The sequence below is a fragment of the Exiguobacterium sp. s22 genome, assembly GCF_018617455.1.
Lineage (GTDB): Bacteria > Bacillota > Bacilli > Exiguobacteriales > Exiguobacteriaceae > Exiguobacterium.
Genome location: NZ_JACSKD010000005.1, coordinates 129,951 through 143,316 on the forward strand (window position 1 = coordinate 129,951; position 13,366 = coordinate 143,316).

Sequence of the window (13,366 nt, forward strand, 5' to 3'; positions counted from 1 at the left end):
TTGGGGAGATGGAATGAATGAGAAAAAACGTAACCGTTGCCCTTTTACTGGCAACTTTTTTAGCGGCGATTGAAGGGACGGTCGTGTCGGTTGCGACGCCTGTCATCGCCAGTGAGTTGAACGGGGCAGCACTTGTCAGCTGGGTGTTTGCCGCCTTCTTACTTTTTACGGCGGTCTCAACACCGATTTACGGGAAAGTGGCAGACTTGTTCGGGCGTAAGCGCGTCTTGTTGTTTGGAATCGGATTGTTCACGGTGTCGTCCTTGTTATGTGGTTTAGCGACATCCATGGAACAACTCATCGTCTTTCGGGCGTTGCAAGGTCTCGGGGCTGGTGCCGTCCTCCCGATTTCGATGACGATTATTGGAGATTTGTATAAATATGAAGAGCGTGGAAAAATTCAAGGGATCTTAAGTGCCGTGTGGGGTGTATCAGGTGTGCTCGGTCCTGTCATCGGTGGATTTTTGGTCGAAACGTTGTCTTGGCGTTACGTATTCTTATTAAACGTGCCATTTGCGTTACTCTCGTTCATCATGATTATCGTCTTTTACAAAGAAACCGTCGCTGAAACGAGCGAGCGGATTGATTTGAAAGGTGCACTCTTGTTCGCTGGAGGAACGACCGCGTTTTTATACGCTCTGATCACGTTCAGTGAAACGAATGAATGGACGACGACCATCGTCGGGAGCGGTGTACTAAGTCTCGCATTGTTAGGTGGATTTTTCTTGTCAGAACGAAGAGCAAAATCACCGTTATTGCCGTTTGATTTGCTCAAACAACCGACGATTGCGGCCATTAACGGTTCTGTCTTTTTCGCGGCCTGGGTGCTCGTTTCCATGTCTGCCTACATCCCGATTTGGGCGCAAGCCGTATTAGGAAAGACAGCGACCGAGGCTGGATTCATGTTGATGCCGTTGTCTGTTGCATGGACATTCACTTCGATTATCGGGGGACGGACACTCGGTGTGGCCTCTCCAAGACGCCGCGCGTTAGTTGGGATGGGGCTACTCGTCATCGGAACGTTCACGTTGACACTCTTATCTCAATCAAGCTCAGATTTGTGGGTATATGGTGCGGTGGCACTGACTGGGATAGGATTCGGATTGTCGCAACCGATGTTCATCGTCGTGTTGCAAACCGTCGTTTCCTATCATCAGCGGGGAACGGCAACCGCGACCAATTCCTTCTTAAGTACGGTCGGTCAAACACTCGGTGTCGCCGTGTTTGGAGCTGTCTTTAACTTTGTCGTGCTCAACGACTTTAAAGAAAGCAGTGCGTTATCCCAAGTATCTTTAGAAGACTTCTTCAATCAAAGTATCACGAAAACGCTGGATGCTTCTGTCCGTCTGCAAGGTGAACAGATTATTGCGACCGGACTGAACAGTATCTTCATCGGGGCGATGATTGCAGCCGTGATTGCCTTCATCATCGCAACCCGTTTGCCAGCCCGCCCACCGGAACCTTCACAGCGCCCGTAAAACAAGGGTATGATGAGGAAAAGGGAGGCGAGCCAACATGAAACGTCAAATCGGGATTGTGACACTATTGTTTCTTATGGGATGTGCGCCAGAACCGACGAACGAAGGTACGGAATCACCACCTGCGGAAGAACCAACACGTGAGGAGACGACCACCACGCAGGAACCAAACACCGGTGAAGAGACGGAGCTAAACGTTGGAGATGTGACCGCCATCGCTGAAAATTTGGAGATTCCGTGGTCACTCGCTCGAACTTCGGACGGATGGCTCGTATCGGAACGTGGTGGCATCATCACAGTAATCGATGATTCGGGTCGTGCGACACAACAGGAAGTGACCTTGAACGAGGACGTGTTCGAAATTGGTGAGGGCGGGTTGCTTGGGATCGCGCTAAGCGAAGATTTTGAGTCGAGCGGAATCCTTTATGCGTACCACACGTATGGCTCGTCCGGAAGGAATATTCAGAATCGGGTAGTCGAATTGACGTGGGACGGGGAACGATTTGAAGAGACCGGGGTTCTGCTAGACCAAATTCCGGGGGCGCGCTTCCATAACGGGGGACGTTTGCTAATCGATGGAGCATACCTTTGGGTGACGACAGGTGATGCACTTGTGCCTGAACTCGCTCAAGACGAATCGTCTCTAGCAGGGAAGATTTTACGAATTCCATTGTCGGGTGACGGCGAACCGACCGACTGGATCTACTCATTGGGTCATCGGAATCCACAAGGACTGAGTCGGATTGACGACGTTCTCTATGCGAGCGAACATGGGGCGAGCGGACATGACGAGGTCAACGTGATTGAAGAAGGGAACAATTATGGATGGCCACTCATTGAGGCAAACGAGGAACGAGACGGTCTCGTCACGCCATGGTTTGAAGTCGGGGACACGTCTTGGGCGCCATCCGGGATTGCGACCGATGCGCAATATGTCTATATGGCGACACTACGGAACGAACGACTTGTCGCCATCGACCGGGAAACGAAGCAAGTCACGACGATTGTCGAAGGGATAGGGCGAATTCGTGACGTGTGGTTGGATGACGATACGTTATATTTTATTTCGAACAATACGGACGGACGTGGCAATCCACAATCGCAAGACGACAAACTCTATCAAGTCACCATCCGCTAGAAACTGACGTATCCGTCAGTTTCTATTTTTTTCGTTGTTTCTTCTGGAAGGAACGGTATAATTAAACATGTATTTTGGAAAAAGAAGGAGAAAATAGATGGAACATTCAAACTTGGTACATAAACGAGAAAAGTTATACTTCTCATTATTAGTCGCTGCAAGCGTACTCGTCTTGATTTTAGGAATCGCTCTGACAATCGTATCATTCGGACTTTTCTTATGGATTATCGGGACAATGGTAGCACTCTCGCTGTTTACGCACTGGATTCAAATCGGATATATTCGGACGAATGGTGTCAAGGTGACGCCTCGTCAGTTCACAGAGCTTCATGAGTTGGTTCAACGCGTGGGGACTGAGATGGGCATTCGATTGTTGCCGGATGTCTATATCTTACAAGCGGGGGGCCTGTTAAATGCTTTCGCCACACGATTTTTTCAGAAGAATATGGTCATCTTATATTCTGACGTCGTGGAATTGACACGGACTGGTCAGACAAAAGAAGTGGAGTTTGTCATCGCGCACGAATTGGCACATATTCGTCGCAACCATGTTCAAAAGCAATGGGTCGTCTTGCTTGGTAGTATCATCCCGTTTTTAGGGTCCGCTTATTCCCGTGCTTGTGAATATACGTGTGACCGGATGGCTGCGCATTACCTTCAAGATTTCGGAGCGGCGAAACGAGCGTTAACCGTCCTAGCCATCGGTGGACCACTTGCCAAAGAAGTGAATGAATTTGACTATCTGTATGAAGCGAGTCGGGAGAACGGATTCATTGCGAAGTTTAGTGAATTATTGTCAACACATCCAACGTTACCGAAACGCATCGCAGCGATTGCGACACATGCCGGTGAAGAAAACGTTCCGGTCTTTAAACCAGCAGAATATGTAAGAGCCTCTGTCATTTCAATGATTCTATTGACGGTCATCGGATACGGGGCAATCATCACTTATTTCGTCATGAATGATGATTTATCTGACATCATTGCATCGGCAATGAGTGGAGAATTCGAAGATAATTGGGAAGCGGAATTAGGTGAACCGATTCAAGAGCTGACGTACATGAATGCGAACTACGAAGAAATTGAAGCGGAACTGGCAAACGGTGCAGATGTGAACATACAAGACGAATATGGGGAAACACCTCTTCATAACTTGTTCTATAATGACGACGTCGATCCTGAAACGGTACGCCTCTTACTTGATAACGGTGCGGACGTCACGATTGAAAATGAAGAAGGCATGACACCGATTGATTTAGCGCGAGACATGGGACAAGGTCCGGCAATCGTTGAATTAATGAAATCATATGAATGACAGATTGAATCTCGTTTCGAAAGGAGCGGGATTTTTTTAGAATTCTTTGCAAACGTTTGCATAACGCGTGATATACTCGTGAGGTAGGGGGGATATCGGTGAATAGCATTCGGACAAAGTTAACGGGAATGATTGCATTGACCATCATCGTGCCGGTCATAATCGCGACAATCATTTCGTTTTGGTATGTACAAGACCGTGAACGTGAACGCGGACTCGAAATGACCGAATGGTCGCTCGAACGGGGAACGCGTCAGATGGAACGTTATATCTCTGACTTGAGTCGACTGCCGACAAGTCTATACGCTGATCGTGACGTATTGGACATATTGGAGTATGGACCGGGGTTGTCATTAAGAGAGACGGAGATTGAAGTAAGACGTGCGCTCCTCGCGATGTATTTGTCTCGGGAAGATGTAGCGCAAATTCAACTGTTGATGCTTGAAGATATGGACTCATTTGCTGCTTATAAAATGAAGGTGTCACCACGTTCGAAGCGAGAACCGAGTGCTGTCCAACAACAGTTGTTGAACAATCCGAAAAGTCGCGTCCTGCTTGAAGCGTCACATCCGCTCATCCCGTATCATGATTTTGGACCGATTGTGACACAAGAAGATGTCGTCACCCTTCATTTCAGACTCGATAAAATTGAAACGGATGAACCGTTAGCCATTCTATCACTCGATATCCCAGAAGATTTATTCATCGGACAGTTGGCTTCTCTTCAAAATAGTCCGGATGAAAGTCTATGGTTCGTCGGTGAGGACAATCGTGTGTTCGCCCATCTTGGGGATGGCGAGATTCCTTCTTCGATTCAACCGAGATCGCTTTCGACTGATGGGAAACACCATCAAATCACAAAAACATTTGAGTTTGATCATCAACAATTCTACGTTGGAAAGTCAATCCCAGATCAGCTCTTGACGGAACCAGCCTCACGAACATCCTTCATTATTTTATTAGTCGGAATCATCTCTCTCATATTGGCACTGATCGGAGCGACCTATGCCTCGATGAAACTGACGACTCCCATCAAGACATTGACTTCAAATATATGGCGAATCGAGCAAGGGGATATGACCGTGTCGTTCGATTCCCTCGGAAATGATGAGTTCGGTGTGCTCGGGAGACAGTTCAAGCGAATGATTGAACGGATTGATGATTTAATTCAACGAGAGTATAAACTGGCATTAGAAAATCGGACAAACGAACTTCGGGCGTTGCAGGCGCAAACGAATCCGCATTTCTTATTCAATGCGTTACAGTCGATTGGCACATTGGCATTGAAGGGAGACGGCAAGACGGTCTATCGATTGATCACACAACTCTCTTCGATGATGCGATATACGATGCATCCAGAAGAGTCGATGGTGACGCTGAAACGAGAGATTGAACATTTGAACTCATACATTCGGCTGCAAGACGTGCGTTTTCCGAATCAGTTTCAAGTGAGCGTCTCAGTCCCTGAAGACCTTCAAGAACGGATTGTTCCCAAAATGATTTTACAGCCGCTCGCAGAGAACTTTTTCAAACATGGGTTCGAGCGGGATGGATCAGCTTTAGCAAATCGATTTGATGTGAAGGTATGGAATGAGGGGGCAACACTCGTAATTCGTTGCGAGAATAGCGGTCGTTCTTTGACGACGGAAGAGTGGGAACGAGTCATGTCACGAATCGAACAAAATGATTCGACATTTTATGACACAGAGGGCACAGGATTACGAAACATTCGTGATCGACTCATGTTAAACTATAATCGGGAGGCAGAATTTATGTTGGCTACACCTGAAACAGGCGGTTTTCGAATCATGATGCGTTTCCCGGCAACGGATAAAGAGGTGGCATCATGACGAAAGTGTTGATTGTAGATGATGAATCTCCAATAAGGGAAGCGGTAAAATTACTCGGCGAATGGGAACGGTTCGGTGTGAAAACCGTACTCGAGGCAAAGAACGGACTTGAGGCGAAGGCGCTCATCGAGCAGGAACGACCGGCTTTAATTCTATCCGATATTCAAATGCCCCATTGTGATGGCATCGAGCTGATGGAGTGGGTACACGACCACGCTTCATATTCTAAGCTCGTTGTGTTGACAGGATACGATGAATATTCGTACATGCGGCGTGCCATTCAATACGGGAGCTTTGATTATTTGTTGAAGCCGATCGACCCGGATGTATTAAACGATACGTTGGCACGTGCGTTGGCGGACGTGGTACATGAATCGAGTGAAGATCCGATTGCCCAGATTGGAACTTATATTGAACAACACTTTGCGGAAGAACTGAGTTTGCAAGGAATGAGTGAACAGTTTTACTTAAGTCGCGAGTATATTTCGCGACGATTTAAACAACAATATGGCGTGAATTTATCTGAGTACGTATTGACGATTCGGATGAACGAAGCAAAGCGCCTGTTAGAAACGAGTAGACAGCGTATCTATGAAGTCGCCCAAGCAGTCGGCTTTTCGGACGACAAATATTTCCGAAAAGTCTTTAAAAAACAAGTCGGTGTTACTCCGAACGAATTTCGGGAACAAGTTCAACGACAAGCTTAAAGGAGGAATTCAAACATGAGTGTACACATTGGAGCTCAAGAAGGACAAATTGCAGAAACGGTATTACTTCCAGGGGATCCGCTTCGCGCCAAATACATCGCGGAAACGTTTTTAGAAGACGTCGAATTATATAATGAAGTTCGTGGCATGTACGGCTTCACGGGAACATACAAAGGAAAACGGATCTCGGTTCAAGGTACAGGGATGGGTGTCCCATCGATGTCGATTTACGTGAACGAACTCATCATGTCGTACGGTGCAAAAAACTTGATCCGTGTCGGAACAGCGGGCGGCATTCAAGAAGACGTCAAAGTGCGTGATGTCGTCATCGCGATGAGCGCATCAAGTGAAATGGGACAAAACCGTGTTCGTTTCAACGGAATGGACTATGCACCAACAGCGACGTTCGACCTCCTACATCGTGCATATATGAATGCAGAGAAGGCGGGTATCCCGGTCAAAGTCGGACAAATCTTCACAGCAGACCAATTCTATCAAGATGATTTCCATCACTTTAAGAAATGGGCGGACTTCGGTTGCCTCGCAATCGAGATGGAAGCAGCGGGTCTTTACACGCTTGCGGCGAAACATAAAGTAAACGCGTTGACAATCCTCACGATCTCTGACCACTTGTTGACAGGTGAAGAGACGACTTCAGAAGAGCGTCAGACGACGTTTGATGAAATGATTCGTGTCGCTCTCGATACAGCGGTTGAAGTGACGAACTAAACAGTTTTCCCTACAGTCTTTGGCTGTAGGGATTTTTTGTGTCCAAACCCATTCATCCCTATGAAACGGTTGGAGCTCCAGCTAGACTAAGAATAAGATCACGGGAAAGAGGAATAGTTCGATGAAAACGCCATCACGTTTTATATTATATACAATCGTATTTTTTGCTTTTTTTGATCTGTTCGCCCAACTTCCAATCATGAGTACGTTTGCATTATCCGTTGGGGCATCTTCATTTATCGCTGGTTTTTCCATCGCAATTTATTCGTTGACGAACACGTTTGGAAATGTGCTGTCCGGTATATGGACTGACAAGAATGGTCCATATCGCGTATTGGTTCTCGGTTTGTTCCTGACGAGCTTAAGTTTACTCGCTTACCAATTCGTCGAGTCGCCATCCATATTACTGCTTGTCCGATGTGTCCACGGCTTTATGGCAGGACTCATCGTGCCGGCTGCGTTTACCTTGTCTGCGAACATCACCGCAATGAATCGTCAAGGGAAGAAAGTAGCCATCACCGGTAGTTTCGTCGGATTAGCGGCCATTATCGGTCCTGCGTTCAGTGGAATTGTCGCCAGTATCACATCACCACCGACCGTTTTTTTATTCGTCTCTTTATTCGGTTGGGTGATTCTCGTCGTGACGATTGTGACGATGCGACGAAGTCAAACGGTCGAGATAAATAGAGAAAAAGAGCGGGCGCCGGAAAAGCCGGATCCGAAAGTGGTTCGGGCCTATTGGGGTGCTTTCTTCCTCATGTTTTCCCAAGGGGCACTCGCCTTTTTACTACCGCTCCATGTACAGGAACTTGGATATGATTCAAGGTTGAGCGGGACACTACTTAGTCTGTTCGGCGTGGTCGCCGTTTTGTTCTTTTTATTACCGACGAATCGATTGTTCGATCGGTTCTCGCCGACCAAATTGACTGCGCTTGGGGTGGCGATCATTGGGGCAAGCCAGGTGTTCATTGGACAATCGAGTGTACAAACTAGTCTATATGGGGTACTTGCCTTATATGGTGTCGGGTTTGCGATTCTTTTCCCGGCCATCAATACGTTGTTGATTCAAGCAACTTCTCCTCAAAATCGAGGAAAAGCATACGGGGCGTTCTATGCCTTTTTCTCTCTCGGAACGGTAGCGGGGTCATCGTTCTTAAGTGTTCTTCCGCTCTCAATCGCCCAGCAATTCACACTGACCGGCTTAATTTTAGGGAGCGCGAGCCTCCTCTTTCTTGTCAGTGCACGAAAGAAGGGACAGATGTTTTGACACGACCGAGGCAATCGATTACTATGATTAAACGTTTAAATATTTAAACGCTTTGTGTGCGTAAAATCGATGAAAGCGTTTTTTTCGATACGCTTTTCACACGATGTTACAATGAAATCAATGTGATGAATCATAAGGAGGAAATTTCATGCTGGCACCGATTGAACAGTTGACGATTGACGAACTAGTCCAGAAACAGCGCCGCTTCTTTAAAACCCAGGCGACAAAATCGATGGCATTTCGTTTGAGCATGCTGACGTTTTTAAAGGAATCCATTAAGCATCACGAGGCGGATTTGTTAGAGGCCCTTCGCGAAGATTTGAACAAGTCCGAAATGGATGCATACACGACGGAAATCGGATTCATTTACGATGAGATTTCACGCACAACGCGCGAATTGAAACGATGGATGCGTCCGAAACGTGTCCGAGGAACGGCCATCCATCTTGGGATGAAGAGTGAAGTTCAGTACGAGCCATATGGTACGGTATTGATTATCGCTCCATGGAATTATCCATTCCAATTGGCTGTTGCGCCGCTCATCGGCGCAATTGCGGCAGGGAATACAGCCGTCGTCAAACCTTCAGAATTGACGCCGAATGTGGCGCGCGTCCTGACGCAAGTGTTAGAGCGTGCCTTCACTGACCGATATGTGGCAAGTGTCGAAGGGGATAAAGACACAGCGCAAGAGCTGTTGGACCAAAAATGGGATTACATTTTCTTCACGGGATCGACGCAAGTTGGCCGAATCGTCAACCAGGCGGCAGCGAAACACCTGACGCCAGTCACGCTCGAACTTGGTGGGAAATCACCTGTGATCGTTCACGGAGATGCGAACGTCTCCATTGCGGCAAAACGTATCGCGTGGGGAAAATGGATGAACGCCGGGCAAACGTGTGTCGCACCAGACTATGTGCTCGTTCATGAATCACAACAAGAAGCATTTTTAGAAGCGATCAAACAAGAGGCGTTTGCGATGTTTGGGAACGGTGTCGGTACGAAACGATACACGCGCATCGTCAATGAATCACACTTCGACCGTTTGTCTCACTACTTGACAGAAGGTGATCTTGTGTTCGGTGGAGAAACGAATCGGGATGAACTGAAAATCGCACCGACTGTCATGACGAACCTTCATGAAGATGCTGATGTGATGAAAGATGAGATTTTTGGTCCGATTTTACCGGTTATTCCATATCGTCAATTGGACGAAGTGATCGAGTTCATCTCGGACCGACCACACCCATTGGCGCTCTATCTCTTTACCGAGTCGAAGGACGTGGAAAGAACCGTCATGAAGCACCTTTCCTTCGGTGGCGGATGTGTGAATGATGTCATCATGCACTTGACCAACCCGAATCTACCGTTTGGTGGAGTGGGTGAGAGCGGAATGGGAGCCTATCATGGACGAACGAGCTTTGAGACGTTCAGTCATGCGAAGTCCATTTTGAAAAATACGACGAAATTTGATTTACCAGTTCGGTATCCGAACTTCAAACCGGCCGAACGATTGATTCGATTGATTCAACGATAAGGGAATAAAGAGATTCGGTTACTATACCGAATCTTTTTATTTTGAAAAGATTGTTTGAAATGTCACACACTTTTCTGATACTCGCTGTCACACTCCTGTATAATAAAGTCATAAATGGAATGGACGAATGAAACATGGAGGGAGCACCGACCTATGTCAATGCAATGTGGAACGACCCAACCGAACAGTTTTGTATTCTCAGATGAAACGAAGCAATTGCTACTCGAAATGATGACAATCCAACATCATCCGAAAGCGAGTATCGTATGTTGGGAAGGCGAGAAGTGTGAAAAGTTCTTTTACTTAAAGAGTGGTTCTGTCAAATTCACAAAAATTACGAAAAAGGGAAATCCGCTTGTCATGTTCATGTATGGGGCAGATGATTTCTTTGGTGAATTCGATATTGTGGAGACTTTCCCTAGTTCATATAGCATCGAGACGACCGAAGAGAGTACAATCGGGACGATTTCAAAACGTGAATTGGAATCGCTCATGCAACGTGATATTCGGTTTGCTGGAGAAATCTTACGATGGACATCGATGATGCGTAAACATTCCGAGATGAAAGTACGTGATTTATTGCTTTACGGTAAACCAGGGGCGTTAGCCTCGACGTTACTTCGGATGGCTGCGATGCAAGGTGTGGAGGAAGAAGGTACGATCGTGATTCCTCGTCACCCTTCCGATGGTGAGCTCGGACAATTGATCGGAGCCCCGCGAGAGACGGTGAACCGCTTGATTAGTCAGTGGCGAAAGGATGGGGTCATCAGCACGACCGGTAAATCGATCGTCATCCACGATGTCGATTTTTTAAAGGAACTATGCCATTGCGAGGGTTGTCCAGCAGGAATATGTCGTTTGTAAACCGCCTCTACATCAGGCGGTTTTTTTGTGGACTGTTTTTAAGAAATGTGAACTTTATGTGTTGAAACTACGCAAAATTGATGTGATTGTCACTTTTGAAGTGATAAATATCACATATTAACACCTGGGCGATTGCATACAATAAAGGTGGAAAAACAACCGAAAGGGGTCTTACACGTGGAACATAAAGATGGGCAAGAGCCGAACTTAAAGGGAACGTTTACATCGGTCATGATCGTGGCGGGTGTCATCATCGCCATGTGGTCATCAGTCTTTTACTTATTCGTCACACGATAAACATGTAGGGAGGAGGTCTCGTCGTGCATATTCATAAACTAGAAAAATATTGGCTAACATTTGGTATCATTCTTCTCGCAGTCTTCTTGACTGTTCTTGGGGTATCGGCATTCGCAGCAGGCAATCAACCCGCCTCGGATGCGGATTTGATTGACCCGGCAAAAGTAAATCAGACAGCTCCATTTGACAAACCAGGACTTCATCAAATTGGTGAAAATGAATACGAACTGGTCATGATCGCGCAAGCGTTTACGTTCACACCAGGAAATGTTGAAATTCCAAAAGGGGCAAAAGTGACATTCCTCGTCACGTCACCTGACGTCGTTCATGGATTTCAGTTGACGGGTACACCGGTCAACATGATGGTCGTCCCTGGACATATCAACTCATTGACGTATACGTTCGAAGATGCGGGTGAGTTCTTAATTCTTTGTAACGAATATTGCGGATCAGGACATCACATGATGTCGACTAAAATCAAGGTGGTGGAGTAAATGAATGACGTATCATCTAAACTAAAGCAATGGGAGATGGAACGTGGGGTCCCGGTTCCGAGCATCGGAGCCAAAGAGTCACGTCTTGCCTACGGACACGTTCTCGTATCCGTTCTCGCCATCTTGATTGGAGCGCTAGCTGGATTGACTCAGACATTGATTCGGACGGGTGTCATTCCTGAAATCTTTGGATACTATCAACTTCTGACTGCACACGGAATCATGCTTGGACTCGTCTTTACGACGATGTTCATTATCGGTCTTTTATATGCGTTACTCGCGAAATCGTTCGGTCGCTTTGAATCATTCCCGACGCGTGTCGCGTGGCTCGGTTTTTGGACGATCATCATCGGTGCTGTCATGGTAACCGTCATGATTTTGGCCAATAAAGGGACGGTCTTATATACGTTTTATGCGCCACTCATGGCAGATCCGCTCTTCTATGTCGGACTCGTGTTATTCGTAGTCGGGACATGGTTGTCGTCTTTCGCGATGTTCCGCATGTATGCGGATTACAAGCGTGACAACCCTGGTGTTCATCCACCACTTCCGGCTTATATGAGTATCATGACGATGCTTCTTTGGGACATTGCGACACTTGGTGTCGCAGCCACGATTTTATTCCAGCTCCTTCCGCTCTCGTTAGGATGGACGGATACAGTCGGAATCGAGTTATCTCGTACATTGTTCTGGTACTTCGGTCACCCGCTCGTTTATTTCTGGCTCATGCCGGCATACATCGTGTGGTATACGGTCGTACCGAAAGTGATCGGTGGGAAGATCTTCTCGGATGCGTTGGCGCGGATGGCGTTCTTGCTGTTCTTACTCTTCTCATTCCCGGTCGGTTTCCACCATCAGTTGACAGAGCCAGGGATTGAACCGTTCTGGAAGTTCGTTCAAGTCATCTTGACGTTCTTAGTCGTCATCCCATCATTCATGACTGCATTCTCGCTCTTTGCGACGTTCGAACTTCGTGGACGTGCGCTCGGCGCGAAAGGGCTGTTCGGATGGGTGAAGAAAATGCCATATGGCGATGTTCGCTTCCTTGCTCCTTTCGTTGGGATGTTGTTCTTCATCCCGGCCGGTGCAGGTGGAATCATCAACGCGTCTCACCAATTGAACGCGATGGTCCACAATACGCTTTGGGTCACAGGACACTTCCACATCACAGTCGGAACTGCCGTCGCCTTGACGTTCTTTGGAACAGCGTACTGGCTCGTCCCAGTCCTTCGTGGTCGCACGTTGACGAAGGCGATGAACAAGCTTGGATTGATTCAAGCAGGAACATGGGCGTTCGGTATGGCGATCATGTCCTATGCGATGCATATCTCAGGATTGAACGGGAACCCACGTCGAACGGGTCCGGCAACTTATTTCTCGGATGCGTTGACGCGTGAGTGGATCCCATATCATGTCATGATGGCAATCGGGGGAACGATTTTGTTCATCTCCGTTCTCATCTTCGTCTACTCGATGTTCAACTTGTCATTCCTCGCTCCAAAAGGCGAAGAAGAATTCCCGCTCGCCGAGACAGAAGAGGCGGCGATGGATACACCGCGTTACTTCGAGAATTGGAAGCTATGGATTACCGTGACGTTCGTCTTGATCGCATTTGCATACACCGTTCCAATCTGGCACTTGATTGAGAGTGCGCCTCCAGGAGCGCGTGGTTGGGTACTCTGGTAAACTGAAG

At 47.3% G+C, this 13,366-nt stretch carries 12 protein-coding genes; all 12 read left to right on the top strand.

What is annotated here, in order from left to right; all coding sequences use genetic code 11:
* Positions 1–17 precede the first annotated feature (17 nt).
* Positions 18–1,478 carry an MDR family MFS transporter gene (locus tag KNO94_RS10180; RefSeq protein ID WP_214779384.1) on the top strand — a complete coding sequence of 487 codons (1,461 nt, stop codon included), beginning with the start codon at positions 18–20 and terminating at the stop codon, positions 1,476–1,478.
* 37 nt (positions 1,479–1,515) lie between these two features.
* Entirely contained in the window at positions 1,516–2,616 is a 1,101-nt protein-coding gene (locus KNO94_RS10185) for a PQQ-dependent sugar dehydrogenase (protein WP_214779386.1), read from the top strand.
* Positions 2,617–2,713: 97 nt separating this feature from the next.
* Positions 2,714–3,931, top strand: a complete 1,218-nt coding sequence (locus KNO94_RS10190; RefSeq protein WP_214779388.1) for a M48 family metallopeptidase — start codon at positions 2,714–2,716, stop codon at positions 3,929–3,931.
* A 98-nt stretch (positions 3,932–4,029) separates the two neighbouring features.
* Entirely contained in the window at positions 4,030–5,781 is a 1,752-nt protein-coding gene (locus KNO94_RS10195) for a sensor histidine kinase (protein ID WP_214779390.1), read from the top strand.
* Positions 5,778–6,488, top strand: coding sequence for a response regulator transcription factor (locus tag KNO94_RS10200; protein WP_214779392.1), 711 nt, complete (start codon positions 5,778–5,780; stop codon positions 6,486–6,488). Before KNO94_RS10195 ends, KNO94_RS10200 begins: the two co-directional genes overlap by 4 nt.
* A 15-nt stretch (positions 6,489–6,503) precedes the next feature.
* A complete protein-coding gene (deoD, locus tag KNO94_RS10205; protein ID WP_074033044.1) occupies positions 6,504–7,217 on the top strand; it encodes a purine-nucleoside phosphorylase in 714 nt (237 codons plus the stop codon).
* 199 nt (positions 7,218–7,416) lie between these two features.
* Positions 7,417–8,484 (top strand): MFS transporter, encoded by a 1,068-nt coding sequence (locus KNO94_RS10210; RefSeq protein WP_251125925.1) that lies wholly within the window; start codon positions 7,417–7,419, stop codon positions 8,482–8,484.
* 148 nt (positions 8,485–8,632) lie between these two features.
* Positions 8,633–10,018, top strand: a complete 1,386-nt coding sequence (locus KNO94_RS10215) for an aldehyde dehydrogenase (RefSeq protein WP_214779395.1) — start codon at positions 8,633–8,635, stop codon at positions 10,016–10,018.
* 153 nt (positions 10,019–10,171) lie between these two features.
* Positions 10,172–10,882 (top strand): Crp/Fnr family transcriptional regulator, encoded by a 711-nt coding sequence (locus KNO94_RS10220; RefSeq protein WP_214742819.1) that lies wholly within the window; start codon positions 10,172–10,174, stop codon positions 10,880–10,882.
* Positions 10,883–11,029: 147 nt separating this feature from the next.
* A complete protein-coding gene (locus KNO94_RS10225; protein WP_353047844.1) occupies positions 11,030–11,179 on the top strand; it encodes a cytochrome c oxidase subunit 2A in 150 nt (49 codons plus the stop codon).
* 23 nt (positions 11,180–11,202) lie between these two features.
* A complete protein-coding gene (locus tag KNO94_RS10230; RefSeq protein ID WP_214742820.1) occupies positions 11,203–11,673 on the top strand; it encodes a cytochrome c oxidase subunit II in 471 nt (156 codons plus the stop codon).
* Positions 11,674–13,359, top strand: a complete 1,686-nt coding sequence (locus KNO94_RS10235; RefSeq protein ID WP_214779396.1) for a b(o/a)3-type cytochrome-c oxidase subunit 1 — start codon at positions 11,674–11,676, stop codon at positions 13,357–13,359.
* Positions 13,360–13,366 lie beyond the last annotated feature (7 nt).